The 14866-nt window shown below is 63.5% G+C and carries 12 protein-coding genes and 1 pseudogene; 5 read left to right on the top strand and 8 right to left on the bottom strand.

What is annotated here, in order from left to right; translation table 11 throughout:
* Positions 1-129 precede the first annotated feature (129 nt).
* The gene (locus IFT47_RS06575; RefSeq protein ID WP_192172167.1) at positions 130-3015 is read left to right on the top strand and encodes a sensor domain-containing phosphodiesterase; all 2886 of its coding nucleotides are present in this window, start codon (positions 130-132) and stop codon (positions 3013-3015) included.
* A gap of 10 nt (positions 3016-3025) precedes the next feature.
* On the opposite strand, the gene IFT47_RS06570 is transcribed toward IFT47_RS06575, so the two are convergent.
* From IFT47_RS06570 to IFT47_RS06550, 5 genes are all read right to left on the bottom strand, one after another.
* The gene (locus IFT47_RS06570) at positions 3026-3970 is read right to left on the bottom strand and encodes an alpha/beta fold hydrolase (protein WP_192172166.1); all 945 of its coding nucleotides are present in this window, start codon (positions 3968-3970) and stop codon (positions 3026-3028) included.
* Between the two features lie 58 nt (positions 3971-4028).
* Positions 4029-5036 (bottom strand): transketolase family protein, encoded by a 1008-nt coding sequence (locus IFT47_RS06565; RefSeq protein ID WP_192172165.1) that lies wholly within the window; start codon positions 5034-5036, stop codon positions 4029-4031.
* On the bottom strand, positions 5033-5881 hold the full coding sequence (locus IFT47_RS06560) for a transketolase (RefSeq protein WP_192172164.1): 849 nt from the start codon (positions 5879-5881) through the stop codon (positions 5033-5035). The genes IFT47_RS06565 and IFT47_RS06560 overlap by 4 nt, the downstream gene beginning before the upstream one ends.
* 18 nt (positions 5882-5899) lie before the next feature.
* Entirely contained in the window at positions 5900-7198 is a 1299-nt protein-coding gene (locus IFT47_RS06555) for an MFS transporter (RefSeq protein ID WP_192172163.1), read from the bottom strand.
* An 88-nt stretch (positions 7199-7286) separates the two neighbouring features.
* The gene (locus IFT47_RS06550; protein WP_192172162.1) at positions 7287-8036 is read right to left on the bottom strand and encodes an SDR family NAD(P)-dependent oxidoreductase; all 750 of its coding nucleotides are present in this window, start codon (positions 8034-8036) and stop codon (positions 7287-7289) included.
* Between the two features lie 224 nt (positions 8037-8260).
* On the opposite strand from IFT47_RS06550, the gene IFT47_RS06545 reads away from it, so the two are divergent.
* The 3 genes and pseudogenes from IFT47_RS06545 to IFT47_RS06535 all read left to right on the top strand — a co-directional run.
* Positions 8261-9178 carry a LysR substrate-binding domain-containing protein gene (locus IFT47_RS06545; RefSeq protein WP_192172161.1) on the top strand — a complete coding sequence of 306 codons (918 nt, stop codon included), beginning with the start codon at positions 8261-8263 and terminating at the stop codon, positions 9176-9178.
* A 137-nt stretch (positions 9179-9315) separates the two neighbouring features.
* Positions 9316-10500, top strand: a complete 1185-nt coding sequence (locus IFT47_RS06540) for a DUF2252 domain-containing protein (protein ID WP_192172160.1) — start codon at positions 9316-9318, stop codon at positions 10498-10500.
* 96 nt (positions 10501-10596) lie between these two features.
* Positions 10597-11010: pseudogene (locus tag IFT47_RS06535) on the top strand (RidA family protein); the annotation flags it as partial.
* 148 nt (positions 11011-11158) lie between these two features.
* Here IFT47_RS06535 and IFT47_RS06530 read toward each other — a convergent pair.
* On the bottom strand, positions 11159-12355 hold the full coding sequence (locus IFT47_RS06530; protein WP_192172158.1) for a sensor histidine kinase: 1197 nt from the start codon (positions 12353-12355) through the stop codon (positions 11159-11161).
* Positions 12345-13160 carry an alpha/beta fold hydrolase gene (locus IFT47_RS06525; RefSeq protein WP_192172157.1) on the bottom strand — a complete coding sequence of 272 codons (816 nt, stop codon included), beginning with the start codon at positions 13158-13160 and terminating at the stop codon, positions 12345-12347. The genes IFT47_RS06530 and IFT47_RS06525 overlap by 11 nt, the downstream gene beginning before the upstream one ends.
* A gap of 238 nt (positions 13161-13398) precedes the next feature.
* Here IFT47_RS06525 and IFT47_RS06520 point away from each other — a divergent pair, with 238 nt between their 5' ends.
* Positions 13399-13875: a hypothetical protein gene (locus IFT47_RS06520; protein WP_192172156.1), complete on the top strand. Its 477-nt coding sequence runs from the start codon at positions 13399-13401 to the stop codon at positions 13873-13875.
* Here the strand turns inward: IFT47_RS06520 and IFT47_RS06515 are convergent.
* Positions 13865-14794: a polyprenyl synthetase family protein gene (locus IFT47_RS06515; protein WP_192172155.1), complete on the bottom strand. Its 930-nt coding sequence runs from the start codon at positions 14792-14794 to the stop codon at positions 13865-13867. The genes IFT47_RS06520 and IFT47_RS06515 overlap by 11 nt on opposite strands.
* Positions 14795-14866: the final 72 nt, after the last annotated feature.

Here is a 14866-nt window from a genome sequence, read left to right as displayed (position 1 = left end):
TGATTTCAATAAATGTCGCGGAATACAGTTTTTTCGTCGCGAATAGACCGCAAATCCGAATAAGCCGCTTGCAACCTTCTGTCACACCCCATGAAGATAGCTCAGTCCGACGCTGGCAATGGAGCGCCTATGAATTCCCCACTTTCCACCCTCTCCGGGTACACGCCGATTGCCGACGAGCGGATCTCCGCACCCGGCGATAACGGCCTGTCGGCCGTGGGGGGATTGACCGAGGAGAATTCGCTGGACGCCTTGCTGCGCGCCGCACGCGAGGCTGCACCGGAGTTGAGCTGGGCCGCTTACCGTGCCGGCCAGCAAATGCACCTGTTGGGGCAGGGCAGTTCCGCCACGGACTGGCCGACGTTGATACCCCGTGAAGAATTCGACGGCTACTGCCGCAAGCACCATTTGCAGCGTTGGGTGACCGGCCATGGCGAGTCCGCGCTGGGCTGGCTGTTGATGCCGGACGCGCACGCCGGCGATCCATTTTTCGCCGAGCTGGCCGGGCGTCTGGGGCTGCGCCTGCAGACCGATGCGCTGGCCCGGGCCCAGGCCACCCAGCGGGTGCTCTATGAAATCACCTACCTGGCCAGCTCGACCCGTGACCGTTCGGCGTTTCTGCAAGGCGTGCACAAGCAGCTCTCGACCCTGATCGACGCGGAAAACTTCTACCTGGCGCTCTACGAAAGCCACAGCGGCAAAATCACGTACCCCTATTACATCGACATCACCGACCTCGACGCTCTCGAGGCGGAAACCTACGAGTTTCTCGATCCCGAGCGGCTGTCCATGACCGGTTATGTGCTGACCACCGAGCAGGCGCTGTTCGTCGATGCCGCCGCCATCGAGCGGGCGCGGGCGCTGGATCGCTTCCACTGCGTGGGCCATCGCCCGGAATTCTGGATGGGCGCGCCGCTGAAAAACGCCTCTGACGACGTGTTCGGCATGCTGGCGATGCAGGTCTATGACGTCGCCCGGGTCTACAGCGTCGAGGATCAGGAGCTGTTTCTGGTGGTAGCCCGCCACGTGGCCATGGCCCTGGACCGCATTCTGCACCGCGCGCAACTGGAAGAAACCGTCGCCCGCCGCACCCTTGAGCTGTCCCGCCTCAACGACGCCCTGCGCAATGAAGTGGCCGACCGCGAGCGCGCCGAGCACTTGCAGAGCGCGCTGTTCCAGATCACGGAGCTGTCCAGTCAACCCGGTGACATGACCGACCTGTTCAAAAGCCTGCACGGCATCGTCGGCGAACTGCTGTTTGCCCTGAACTTCTATATCGCGCTGTTCGACGACGCCACCGGCGAGGTGACCTTCCCGTACTACGTGGACGAACGCCTGACCCGCCGCCCCGATCCGCGCCGTGGCGAGCGTGGCTTTACCGAATACGTCATCCGCCAGCGCCGGCCGTGCCTGATCGATGGCCCGGAGGCGCGCTGGCTGGAAAGCATCGGCGAGATCACCCTGCAGAACGAGGTCAACCGGTCCAGTTCATGGCTGGGCATTCCGCTGTTCGACGGCGATGTGGTCCGCGGTGTGCTGGCAGTGCAGAGCTACACCTCCCATGTCAGCTACTCGTTGCGCGATCAGGAGCTGCTGACCTTCGTCTCCCGCCACATTGACACCGCACTGTCCCGGCGCAGCGCCGCCGAGGCCATTCACACCGCCAACCTGCGCCTGGAAGCGCGTGTTCAGGACCGCACCCGGGAGCTGGACTACGCCAACGCCAAGCTGCAACACGAAAACGCCCACGACGCGCTGACCGGCCTGCCCAACCGCAGCCATTTGCAGCAGCGCCTGAGAGACGCGTGGGAGAAATTCTCCCAGAAGGGCGAGGAACTGGCGGTGATGTTCATCGACCTCGACCGCTTCAAGATGGTCAATGACAGCCTCGGCCATCACTCGGGCGATCTGCTGCTGATTCAGGCCGCCGACCGCTTGCGCCACTGCATGCGAGACAGCGACTTGCTCGCCCGGCTGGGCGGCGATGAGTTCGCGGTGCTGGCGTACGCCGCGCCGCCGGATGTCACCGTGGCGATTGCCGAGCGCATCCTCCTGGCCTTCGACGTGCCGTTCTACATCGACGGCCACGCGGTGTTTTCGTCGTGCAGCATCGGCGTGGTCGGCGCCGACCTGCAGTTTCACAGCGAGCCGGCGGATTTGCTTCGCGACGCCGATACCGCGATGTACCGGGTCAAGAACGCCGGGCGAGACAGCTACGCGGTGTTCAACCAGGAAGTGCGCCGCGAGGTGTCCGACCAGATGGAGCAGGAGACCGCGCTGCGCAACGCCCTCAAGCGCACCGACGAACTGCTGCCGTATTTCCAGCCGATCATCGATGTGGCCAGCGGCCGGATACTGGCCCTCGAAGCGCTGATTCGCTGGCGTCAGGCCGATGGCCGTATCGTCGCGCCGGGTCAGTTTCTGCCGGCGCTGGAAGGCCTGCGCCTGATCGGCCGTCTGGACCTCTACATGCTGCAGCAGGTGATAGTGATCCTCGCCCATCCCGACCACGCCCATTGGCCGACGGTGCACGTCAACTGCTCCAGCTACAGCATCACCCGCCCGGAGTTCTCCAGCGAAGTCCTCGGTTTGCTGAGCCAGCACGGGGTGGCGCCGTCGCGCATCTGCCTGGAACTCACCGAAGGCGCGCTGGTGGCCGAGCCTGAACTGGCGCGTCAAGCCATGAAGCATTTGGCGGACAACGGCGTCTCGGTGGTGCTCGATGACTTCGGCGCCGGGTTCTCGTCCCTCAGTTACGTGCACCAGTACCACTTCAGCGGCCTGAAAATCGACAAGTCCTTCACCCTGGAACTGACCACCAGCTCGCGCAGCCGGGCCATCGTTCGCGCCATTGTGCGCATGGCCGAATCCCTGGGGCTGACGGTGGTGGCGGAGGGCGTGGAAGACGCCGCGACCCTGGACCTTCTGCGGGACATGGGCGCAGGTCAGGCTCAGGGTTACTACTTCTCGATGCCGGTGCCCCAGGACAGGCTGGATTTGAGCGCGTTGCGGTAAACGGCGCGAATTAACGTTTCAGCATTTTCCTCAGTGCGCGCACGACATCCCTTTTGCACTGCTCCGTCAGGGCGCCGGGGTGGAAGTCGAACATGTGTGGCACGCCGGGGTAAACGTGCAGCTCGACTGGAACTCCGCTGCGAGAGAGCTTGCCGGCCCACGCCATGTCCTCATCCAGGAACAGGTCCAGCGCACCGACGGCGATAAAGCTCGGCGGCAGGTGACTCAGGTCATCAGCCAGCGCGGGGGAAAACAGCAGCGCGCGGTCATCGTCGCAGAGGTACTCGCCCCGGTAGCACTGCCAGCAGAATTGATTGGCCTCCCGGGACCAGCTGAACCTGCCCGCGCCAGGGTTTTGCACGGGAGCCCCAGGGGGGCCAGTGCGGTGGTCGAGCATCGGATACATGAGCACCGAGCCGGCGATGGAAATGTCACCACGGTAACGGGCGAGCAGGGTCAGCGCCGCCGCCAGTCCGCCGCCTGCGCTGTGGCCCATGATCACGATGCGTTCGGGATTCACGCTCAGCGCAGCCTGCTGGTGGAGCAGCCACTGGAGGCTGCGATAGCAGTCTTCCAGCGGGGCAGGAAAGGGATGCTCGGGGGCGAGCCGGTAATCGACGGCGACGATCAGCGCGCCTGACTCACTGGCCAGATCCGCCAGGTAGTCGTCGGCCATTTCCGGGCACCCCAACACGAATCCCCCGCCGTGCACGTACAGAATCGCAGGGAGGTCATGGGCGTCGGCGCTGTGGTCAGGGCGGTAAAGGCACTGGCGCAGGTCGTTGCCGTTTGCAGGTTCACGGACCCAGCGCTGTTCGCCGCGAGCGAGGTCCGCGGGTTTGAACGCAGCGTGGATGCGTGTGCGAATGGCGGCGAGGTTGTCCCGGCTCCATTCGCTGGACACCTCGTCGCGGAAGAAACGGTACTCGGGATCCAGCAACTGATCGGGGTCCACACAAACCTCCTGAGCGAAGACGGGGGACTGGAAAGCCCCCCCCCCCGTTGTTCTGCGCTTACAGCCACGCCTTGATACGCGAGCACACCGCCGGGGTGGAAATTCCATAGCGGTCATGCAGCGTCGGCAGGGCGCCGGCGTCGAGGAAGGCGTCGGGCAGGGCGATCTGCCGGAACGTCGGGGTGACTCCGTTACGTAACAGCACCGTCGCCACCGCTTCACCCAGCCCGCCGATGATCGAATGGTTTTCCGCCGTCACCACCAACCGCCCGGGTTTTCGCGCTTCGGCGAGAAGGGTCTGCTCGTCCAGCGGCTTGACGGTCGGCACGTGCAGCACTGCTACGTCGATGCCATCGGCCTGCAACGCCTTCGCCGCTTCCAGCGCGCGCATGGTCATCAGCCCCGTGGAGATGATCAGCACATCGTTGCCGGTGCGCAGGGTCTTGGCCTTGCCGATCTCGAAGGTGTAGCCGTATTCGTCGAGCACCAGCGGAACGTTGCCGCGCAACAGGCGCATGTACACCGGGCCCTGATGCGCTGCGATGGCTGGCACCGCTTGTTCGATTTCCAGCGCGTCGCAGGGGTCGACGATCATCAGATTGGGCATGGCCCGGAAGATTGCCAGATCGTCGGTTGCCTGATGGCTCGGGCCGTACCCAGTGGTGAGGCCGGGCAATCCGCAGACGATTTTGACGTTGAGGTTTTCTTCGGCGATGGCCATGCAGATGAAGTCGTAGGCCCGCCTCGATGCGAATACCGCGTACGTGGTGGCGAAGGGCACGAAGCCTTCGCGGGCCATGCCGGCTGCGGCACTCATCAGCAACTGCTCGGCCATGCCCATCTGGTAGAAGCGCTCCGGGTGGGCCTTGGCGAAAATGTGCAGATCGGTGTATTTCGACAGGTCGGCGGAGAGCCCGACGATGTCTGCGCGTTGCTCGGCGAGGGCGGCCAATGCGTGGCCGAAGGGTGCCGGGCGCGTGGCCTGGCCTTCGGAGGCGATCGAGGCAATCATCGCCGACGTGGTCAGGCGTTTCTTGCCGGGCTCGTTGTGGGTCAGTGCGCTCATGCCGTTCTCCCGATTTGCAGGTTTTCCAGTGCCAGGTCCCACTCGTTTTCATCGACGCGAATAAAGTGGGTTTTCTCGCGCGTCTCCAGAAACTCCACGCCTTTGCCCATTTTGGTGTCGCAGATGATTACCCGCGGTTGCGCGCCGACATGGTTGCGTGCGGCATCGAAGGCGGTGACCAATGCCTCGATGTCATTGCCGTCCACGCGCTGGGTGAACCAGCCGAAGGCCTGCCAGCGGTCAACGATAGGTTCGAACGCCAGCACCTCGCTGGAATGGCCGTCGGCTTGCTGATTGTTGACGTCGATGATCGCGATGAGGTTGTCCAGCTTCCAGTGCGATGCGGACATCGCCGCTTCCCAGGTCGAGCCTTCGTTCAGTTCGCCGTCGGAAAGCAGGTTGTAGACGAAGGAGGCGGCCTGCTTGCGCTTGAGCCCCAGACACGCGCCGACGGCGATGCCCAGTCCGTGGCCCAGCGAGCCTCCGGTGATTTCCATGCCCGGCGTGTAGGCCGCCATTCCCGACATGGGCAGGCGGCTATCGTCGGCGCCGTAGGTTTCCAGCTCGTCCACGGGGATGATCTCGGCCTCGATCAACGCGGCGTACAGCGCGATGGCGTAGTGACCGATGGACAGGTAAAAGCGGTCGCGGCCTTCCCATTCCGGGTCCCGGGGCTGGTAGCGCAAGGCGTGGAAGTAAGACACGGCGAGCAGATCGGCCGCGCCCAATGCCTGCCCGACATAACCCTGGCCCTGAACCTGGCCCATGCGCAGGGCGTGGCGTCGGATATTGAAGGCGCGCTGGGCCAGCGACAGCGCCGGTTGATGTGATGGACTGATGTTCATGTGAGTGGCTTCTCTTTGTTAGCGATTGACGGACGCGGCGGGGATGCGCAACACCAGCAGGGCGCCGATGCACAACACGCCGGTAATCAGGTACATGCCGATGGCGCTTGAGCCGGTGGAGGTGGTGATCCAGCCGATCAGGTACGGCGAGCAGAAGCCGGCGAGGTTGGCGAAGCTGTTGATCCCGGCGATCCCTGCGGCGGCGGAAACGCCGCCCAGCAGCGTGGTCGGCAGCATCCAGAACAGTGACGACGCCGAAAGCACCCCGGAGGCGGCGAGGCACAAGCTGAGCACCGACAGCAGCAGATTGCCGCCCAGTAACGCCGCCAGCGACAGGCCAACGGCGCCGGCGATCATCGGGGCCACCAGATGCCAGCGTCGCTCGCGGTGCTTGTCGCCGCTGCGGCCCATCAACAGCATGGCCGCGATGGCGCACATGTACGGCAAGCTGGTGAGCAGGCCGATGTGCAGCGGATCAGCGACGCCGGCGTTACGGATCAGCGTCGGCAGCCAGAAGGTGATCGCGTACTGACCCATGACCACGCAGAAATAGATGCAGGCCAGCAGCCACAGACGCCTGTCGCGAATGAACTCCCCGACCGAGCTGTGGGTGACTTTCTGGCTGTTATCCTCGGCCAGCTCCTTGTTGACCAACTCCTTTTCCTCGTCGTTGAGCCAGGTGGCCTGGTGCACGCCGTCCTTGAGGTAGCTCAGTACCAGCAGCCCGACGATGAGGGTGGGAATGGCCTCGATCACAAACATCCATTGCCAGCCGGCCCAGCCGTGCACGCCGGCGAAACGGGTCATGATCAGCCCGGACAGTGGCCCGCCGATCATTCCCGACAGCGGGATGGCGATGAACCACAGCACGGTCATTCGTGCGCGGCGATAGGACGGAAACCAGTAGGTCAGGTACAACAGCAGACCCGGCGCCAGGCCGGCTTCGGCGATGCCCAGCAGAAAGCGCAGGCCGTAGAACTGCCAAGCGGTTTCAACGAAGGCGAAGAGGGCGGAGATGATGCCCCAGGAAATCATGATGCGGGCAATCCAGCGGCGGGCGCCGACCCGGTGCAGGATCAGGTTGCTCGGCACTTCGCAGAGAAAGTAGCCGAGGAAGAACATGCCGGCGCCGAGCCCGTACACCGCTTCGCTCAGGGCCAGGTCGTTCATCATCTGCAGCTTGGCGAAGCCGACGTTGACCCGGTCCAGGTAGGCGCACAGATAGCACAGCATCAGGAATGGCATCAGCCGCCAGGCGGTTTTGCGGTAGGCAGTGGTGCGGACGGAAACGACCGCATCCAGGGAGAGGGTAGTCATGATGGTCTGATCTCTTGTTTTTATGGTCAGCTGCGGCTGAAACGTCGATTCAGAACAGCGCCGACGACCTCGGCCGGCGCAGAAAACATCAATGAATGAGCATGCCGCCGTTCACGTCCAGGGTGATGCCGGTCAGGTAGGACGACAGGTCGCTTGCCAGAAACAGCGCGGCGTTGGCGACATCCTGCGCCGCGCCCAGTCGGCCCAGCGGGATGCCGTCGATGATGGCGTGGCGGCGCTCGTCCTGCATCAGGCCGCCGGTGATGTCGGTGTGGATCAGGCCCGGCGCAATGGAGTTCACGCGCACGTTGTCCGGGCCCAGTTCCCGAGCCATGGCTTTGGCCAGGCCCAGTACGCCGGCCTTTGCTGCGCTGTAGTGAGGCCCGCCGAAAATGCCGCCGCCACGTTGTGCCGAGACCGACGACATGCAGACGATGCTGCCGGATTTTTGCTCGCGCATCAGCGGAATCACCGCCTGGGACATCAGCAAGGTACCGCGCAGGCTGACGTCGAGCACTTTGTCGTAGTCGCCGGGGCGAATATCGAGGGTCTTGAGGGGCTGGGTGATGCCGGCGTTGTTGATCAGTACGTCGATGCGGCCAAAGTGCTCGATGACCCGCGCGACGGCCTGTTTCACCTGCGCTTCGTCGGCGACATTGGCGGCAAGGCCCAGATGACCTTCGCCCAGTGAAGCGGCGGCGTCGCGGGCGGCGGATTCGTCGAGGTCGAGGATGACCACGCGGGCGCCGTGTTGGGCGAAGGTGGCAGCGGTGGCCCGGCCAATACCGCGAGCAGAGGCAGCGCCGGTGATGATTGCGATTTTGCCTTGAAGGAGCATGGGCGTGATCTCGTGTGATTATTGTTATGGGCTGGATCAGCGGGAAGCGAACTTTTTCGCTGTCCGACTTCTCTGGCCAGGTCAGCTTGTGCTCCGTGCCAGGGGTGAGCAATGACGCAAAAGTCATTGGATGCTGAAAAAAATTCAGCACTCGTCACGGCCTGTGCCGGGTGATTGAATGGCGGGTCTGGAGATAACAACAACAAACGTGGAGCCATGTCCCCATGAAGCGTATCGACGAAGCCCCGCCCAGCGTGCCACCGCTGAAAGCCATTCAGGCCTTTGAGCAGACCGCGCGCTTTGGCAACGTTGCACGGGCGGCGGAAGTGCTGGACCTGACGCCCTCGGCGGTCAGCCATCAACTCGCCAGGCTGGAAGCGATGATTGGCCGTCAGCTGTTCGTGCGCGCGGCGCGCGGCGTCACCCTGACCCCGGTGGGCGAGCAATACCTGAAGGATATTTCCGGGTTGTTGCACAGCCTGGCCATCGCCACAGAGCGGGCGGGCAGCGACGTCAGCCTCGACTGCCTACGGCTGCATTCCTCACCCAGCTTCGGGCTGCTTTGGTTGATGCCGCGACTGGAAGCCTTTCGCCTGAGCCACCCCGACATTCAGATCAATCTGTCGTGTTCCTACGAGTCGCTGCATTTCAGTCGCGACAAGATCGACGTCGACATTCGCCACGGCGAGCCCAACTGGCCGAGCTTCGAAGTGCGCACGGTGCGCAACGAAACCTTCGCCGTACTGGCTTCACCCAAGCTCATTGAAACGCGTCCGGTCGCTCAGGCCTCCGATCTGCTGGACCGCGATTTGATTCTCTCGGAAGCGACGCTGCTGCGCTGGCCGGCCTGGTTCGCCCAGCATGGTCTGGCGCGTCCGGAAAAACCCTATGCGCTGAGCTTCGATCGCTCTTACATGACGCTCGAGGCCGCCAGCCACGGTTTGGGTTTCGCGCTGGAAAGCACGCTGCTGGCGCAGAAATACCTGGCGAGCGGGGCGTTGGTCGAGGTGGCGCCTGAAGCGCTGTCAGCGCCGGTCGCAGCGCATCATCTGGTGTTCCCGAAAGCGCACTCCGGCTTTCCCAGGGTGCGGCGATTTCTGGAGTGGATGGAGAAGGAGTTGGGGCATGGGTTTGTGTTTTGAGAGGTCAACTGCTGACCGCGGCTACACGTCTGTAATGTGTTTCTGTGATCGCGCCTCTCATCGCAGTTTGATGAAACATTCCGCAACATTTCTCTTCGCCGCGAGTCAACGCTACATCTCCCTGCAAAGAATTGTTCATGAAGACCCCTCGACCGTCCGCACGCCTCAAGCCACTCAACGAATTACGCAATCTGAAAATGGCCCGTTCCGCCCACGCCTATGTGCGCGGCAGCACGGTGCAGTTTTACGAATGGCTGCACAGCCAGTCAGGCCGACGTCTGCCCAGTGGTCCGCCGGTGTGGATCTGCGGCGACTGTCACGCCGGTAATCTCGGGCCGACCGGGGATTCCAAAGGGCGCATCGACATTCACATCCGCGATCTGGATCAGACGGTGATCGGCAATCCGGCCCACGACCTTGTGCGCCTGGCGCTGTCCCTGGCCACTGCGGCCCGGGGTTCCGATCTGCCTGGCGTCGCCACCGCCAGAATGCTCGAAGAGATGATGCAGGGTTACGAGCTGGCGTTCGAAGATGGTGCCGACGAGGAGCCCGCACGCCCGGCGCAGGTGAAGGCGGGGATGCGCAGCGCGGTTCAGCGGACCTGGAAGCACCTTGCTCAGGAGCGTATCGAAGACACCCGGCCGACCATTCCGCTGGGCAAGCATTTCTGGTCGTTGTCCCGCGATGAACGTCACGGCCTGAAAGACCTGTGCGCGACGCCGGAGATTCATGCGCTGGTCACTTCGCTGAAGGGCCGATCCAAGGATGATCGCGTCGAGATGCTCGATTGTGCCTACTGGGTGAAGGGTTGCAGTTCGCTGGGCCTGCTGCGTTATGCAGTCCTGTTGAGCGTGGGCGATGACGAAGATCAGGAATATTGCCTGCTCGACGTCAAGGAGGCTGTCGCTGCCGCCGCGCCGCGCACCCCTCGCGCGGGCATGCCTCGGGACAACGGCAAGCGCGTGGTGGAAGGCGCTCGGCATCTGTCGCCAGGGCTGGGTAATCGCATGATCGCTACGCGCATGCTCGATCACGGTTTCTTCGTCCGCGAGCTGTTGCCCCAAGACATGAAGCTTGAGCTCGATCAGTTGAGCGAGCGCGAAGCCATGAAGGCCGCCGGCTACCTGGCCCGCGTCGTCGGCCTGGCCCACGCCCGGCAGATGGACCTCGCCACGCGCTCGTCGTGGATGCGCGAACTGCAGCTCAACCGCTCGCAGACCCTGGATGCGCCGTCGTGGCTGTGGAGCAACGTCGTGCATCTGGTGGGCAGCCACGAACAGGGCTATCTGGAGCATTGCCGGCGGTATGCGCTGGAGAATTGATTCGCCCCGGAAAATCGATTCGAATGGGAGCGCCCCCTTGACCTCGACTTAGGTGGAGGTTCGAGACTGGGCGCTCCGACGTTCAGGATCATTCCCATGCCGCAAACCCACCTTGCTTCACCCTTCGCGTTGTCCAACCCGCCAGGCTTGTATGATCCGGCCCCCAATGCGTATTCCCATCTCGCCGCCGTGAGCCCCATGGCGGAGTGGCTGTTCATCGCCGGGCAGGGCGGTGAGGATGCCCAAGGTCAGCTGTCCCCGGTCTTCGCCGAACAGGCAGCCCAAGCCATATCCAACGTCCGCACCGCCCTGCAATCCCGCGGGGCCGACCTTCAGCACCTCTTCAAACTGACGCTGCTGATCGTTGATCACACGGAGGAACGGTTGCGCATGTGGGTCGAGGAGGCGGATCTGGCATGGGCCGGTCATATGAAGCCGGTGTGCACACTGATCCCGGTACCCCGCCTGGCATTGGACGGGATGCTGATCGAGATCGAAGCGGTGGCGGCGCGCATGCCTAACGGGGGAACGATAGTTCGTCAGATGCGCGCGCTGGTAGGACCGGCTTCAGCTGGGAAGACGCCAGCGTGAGCACCGTCAATTCTGCAGTGTGACTGCCGACGCCTTCCCGGCTAAAGCCAGTCCTACAGCTGAATGCTCAATCCCCGGACGCCACCGCTTCACCGGCACACCGCGGAAGCCTCACCGTGAAGGTCGTGCCTTCCACCGCGTCGGAGACCACGGACACATCACCACCATGGGCCCGGGCGATTTCGCGGACGATAAACAACCCCAACCCCACGCTGCGCAGTTCGGCGTCAACATCCACGCCGCGGGTCAGCGGCTCGAACAGACGGGTGCGCTGCGCTTCGGGAATGACCGGGCCGAAGTTATGCACGGCAATCACCACCGTCCCGGCCTCCAGCGCGGAAGTAATCGTCACCGGTCTGGCAATGTCCCCATACGCCACGGTGTTCGCCGTGAGGTTGCCGATCACCTGAATCAGACGATCGTTATCCAGCGCCACGAGCCCCGTGCCCTCCGAGCAGTGCGCCAGCTCCGCGCGGGGGAAAGCAACACGCAGTTCATCAACGCAATGGCCGATGAAGGTGTGCAGATCGACTTCCGTGGGGTTGACGCTGATGCCGCGCCCGACCCGGATCACCGTCAGGTCGAGCAGGTCGGCGATCATCCGGGTGGCGCGCTGCACCGAATCGCCGACGTGCTTGAACAACCGGGTTTCCTGGGCCGTGCGTTCACCGCGAGCGAGCAGGTCGGTGGCCATCTTGATCGCGGTGAGGGGGTTCTTCAGGTCGTGGCTGACGATCGCCACCATCTGTTCGGCAAACGTGGCGCGTCGCTGAGCGGTTTCGTAAGCCTCGTTGATTTCCGCCTGGGCCTGGCGCAACGCGGCCTCGGCGGCGGTTTTTTCCTGCAGCAGCTCTTCCGCCGCCTTGCGTGCCTTGAGCAGCTCGCGCTCGTATTTGTCTCGGTCAGCGGTGCCGAAAAATGCCAGCTCGTTGTAGACCTTGCCTTCATGCGCCCGGCGCACGCCGTTGAGCAGCATGATGATCTGGCGACGGTCGCGATGAACGATGCTCAACTTGACCTCCGCCACCGAGCCCTGCAAGCGCATCAACGGCGCCCAGTGGGTCTGGTGGAAGATGCGCCCGCCGACCGTGAGCAGGTTCTGGAACAACCTGCCACTCAGCTCGTTGCCGGTGTAGCCCAGCCAGTCGCAGAACGTGCGGTTGGCGCGCAGGATCCGCCCGTCTTCGTCGGTGACCACCAGACCGCACGGCGCGCCCTCGAACAGTTCGACGACGTCCGGTGCTGCCGCGAAATCACTCGGCATTGAGGCTGATCCACCGCCCAAGGAACGCATCGATCGCATCGGAACAGGCGGCGGGCGCACTCAAGTGAGGGCAGTGGCCGACATTATCGACCAGCTTCAGGGTGCTGTTGGGCAACGCGGCGTGCAGGTATTCACCGACGGCAACCGGGGCGATGAGGTCGTCGGTCGATTGCAGGATCAGCGTCGGCGTGGTCAGGCCGGCGACGTCCTTGCGGTTGTCCGAGAGAAACGTGACGCGGGCAAACTGCTTGGCGATCTCCGGGTCGGTGCGGCAGAAACTGTTGGTCAGCTCTTCGCCCAGCGCCGGTTGACCCGGCGCGCCCATGATCACCGGGGCCATGGTGCTCGACCAGCCAAGGTAGTTGCTGTCGAGGGTATCGAGGAGCGAATGCACGTCCTCTTCGGAGAATCCGCCGACGTAATCGCCGGAGTCCACGTAGCACGGGGAGGGGCCGATCATCACGTGGGCGGCGATCAGCCCTGGTGCCTGTCGGTCCGCCAGTACGCCGATCATCGCGCTGACCGAGTGGCCGACGATGATCACCGGGCCCGTGCCGAATTCGCGGACGAGTTCGGCGAGGTCGTGGGCGTAGCCGTTCAGCGTGGCGTATTTGTCGGGGTCGTAGGCCTCGATGGCCGAATTGCCAGCGCCCACCAGATCGTAAAGTACGACGTTGAAGCGGTCGGCGTAATGGGGGCTGATCAAGCGCCACATGGCCTGATCGCAACCAAATCCGTGGGAAAAAATCAGGGTCGCCCGGCCGTCACCCATGACGTGAACGTTGTTGCGCTGCTGAAGGTTCATTGAGTGTTCGGAAAATGGCGGTGGGCGCGAGTGGTGCCGAGCCTATAGGGTTATCCGGGATAAATCACCTGCAAAACCCATAACAGGCGAACCGGCCGTACCGCTTGCTGGTAAATTGGCGCACGCTTCATTTGTTGAGCCATTATTGGCGCCAAAAAGGGTAATACGCGCGGGCAGGCCAGTCCTTATCCTCGACGCTTATTCTTGTTCAATCTTTCCTGCTGAAGGGATTTACACCATGCGGCAATTTGCGGCCCTCGCTCTGTTTCTCAGTCTCAATGCCTTCGCACAGGACGCGCCCCAGCCGATCGTCAAATGGACGCTGCTCGACCAGTTCGACAAGGCCTACACGCTGGACGACCAGGCCCAGGTGCTGTTGATCGCCCGCAGCATGTCGGCGGCGAAAATGGTCAACGCCGCCCTTGAAGAGGGTCCCGAAGGTTACCTGGAGCAGCGCCACGTGGTGTACGTGGCGGACATCGAGAAGATGCCCTCGCTGGTGAAGATGGTGGCGGTCCCGGCGATGCGCTCGGCCAAGTACCGAATCCTGCTGGACCGCGACGCCCGTGTCGCCTCGGCGTACGACGGCGACCGCGACACCGTGCAGTGGCTGACGCTGAAAAACGGCGCGGTCATCCGCCAGGAACGATTCTCCGACGGCGAACAACTCAAGCAAGCCATCGCAAAACTGGGTTCGCAATCGGCTAGCCGTTGACCGCGGCTTTCTCGAAGATCAGCCGCAGGTAGCCGGCGATGGTCGAGGCGTCGCCGTAGACCTCACGCAAGGCCTGCTCGGCGCTGGACAGGTGCAGCACCAGTTGGCGCCTGACCTTGTCCTCGCCGTACAGCGAAACGAACGTGGATTTGCCGTCGTCCTTGCCTTGATCCTTGTCGCTGTCGGCGCAGCGGTCGCGCAGGTCGTCGTACATCTGGAAGGCCTGGCCCAGCTCCATGGCGAAATTCTGCAGCAGCGGCCGCTGGTCTTCCCGGGCGCCGCTGATCAGCCAGGCCATGTCCATGATCGCGCCGAACAGCACGCCGGTTTTCAGGTTGTTGGTCAGGGCGATCTCGTCCGCGTCGCGGCTGTGCTGGCCGTCGCGCAGGTCCTGAAACTGCCCGCGCACCAGGCCTTGCATGCCGACCGTATTGGCCAGCACTTCGACCAGCTCGGTGCGGGTGGTGGCGCCCAGATCACTGATGGTGGCGACGACACCGAACGCACGGCTGAGCAGGGCGATGGCGGTCAGAATCGCCACGTCCTCACCGAACTTCAGGTGAACCGTGGGCTGACCGCGCCGCAGCGACGCGTTGTCCATGCACGGCATGTCGTCGAGCACCAGCGATGCGGCGTGGATCATCTCGACGGCGCAGCCCAGGTCCACGGCCTGTCGCCTGATCGTGCGGCTGTTCTCGCGGCCGTCCTCAACCAGTCCTTCGGCAGCGAGTACCAACAGCACCGGGCGCATGCGCTTGCCCGGTGCCAAAGTCGATTCGCGCATGGCCAGCGCCACCAGGTCGCGCTCGTTGCCGGATTCGGGCAGCAGCTCGGAGAGCCGCGTTTCGATGGCCGCCCGGACGTCTCCCAGTCGCCCGGCAAAGCCCGATTTGATTGTTGTGTCGAGGTTACCTGCCATCGGTCTTTCCCTATGCTTTAGCGGTAAAACTGTTCGTCGCGGAGCGGTTCGGCGTGCGAGACCGGTCATCAC

Source organism: Pseudomonas sp. CFBP 13711 (assembly GCF_014842265.1).
Lineage (GTDB): Bacteria > Pseudomonadota > Gammaproteobacteria > Pseudomonadales > Pseudomonadaceae > Aquipseudomonas.
The sequence above is the reverse complement of the archived record's forward strand: the minus strand, read 5'-3'. Positions and strand labels throughout refer to the sequence as shown.

Bases quoted from the DNA above. Each gene is read 5' to 3' on its own strand.
- IFT47_RS06575 (WP_192172167.1), top strand. From the start codon at position 130: ATGAATTCCCCACTTTCCACCCTCTCCGGGTACACGCCGATTGCCGAC.
- IFT47_RS06565 (WP_192172165.1), bottom strand. From the start codon at position 5,036: ATGAGCGCACTGACCCACAACGAGCCCGGCAAGAAACGCCTGACCACG.
- IFT47_RS06560 (WP_192172164.1), bottom strand. From the start codon at position 5,881: ATGAACATCAGTCCATCACATCAACCGGCGCTGTCGCTGGCCCAGCGC.
- IFT47_RS06555 (WP_192172163.1), bottom strand. From the start codon at position 7,198: ATGACTACCCTCTCCCTGGATGCGGTCGTTTCCGTCCGCACCACTGCC.
- IFT47_RS06550 (WP_192172162.1), bottom strand. From the start codon at position 8,036: ATGCTCCTTCAAGGCAAAATCGCAATCATCACCGGCGCTGCCTCTGCT.
- IFT47_RS06545 (WP_192172161.1), top strand. From the start codon at position 8,261: ATGAAGCGTATCGACGAAGCCCCGCCCAGCGTGCCACCGCTGAAAGCC.
- IFT47_RS06540 (WP_192172160.1), top strand. From the start codon at position 9,316: ATGAAGACCCCTCGACCGTCCGCACGCCTCAAGCCACTCAACGAATTA.
- IFT47_RS06530 (WP_192172158.1), bottom strand. From the start codon at position 12,355: ATGCCGAGTGATTTCGCGGCAGCACCGGACGTCGTCGAACTGTTCGAG.
- IFT47_RS06525 (WP_192172157.1), bottom strand. From the start codon at position 13,160: ATGAACCTTCAGCAGCGCAACAACGTTCACGTCATGGGTGACGGCCGG.
- IFT47_RS06520 (WP_192172156.1), top strand. From the start codon at position 13,399: ATGCGGCAATTTGCGGCCCTCGCTCTGTTTCTCAGTCTCAATGCCTTC.
- IFT47_RS06515 (WP_192172155.1), bottom strand. From the start codon at position 14,794: ATGGCAGGTAACCTCGACACAACAATCAAATCGGGCTTTGCCGGGCGA.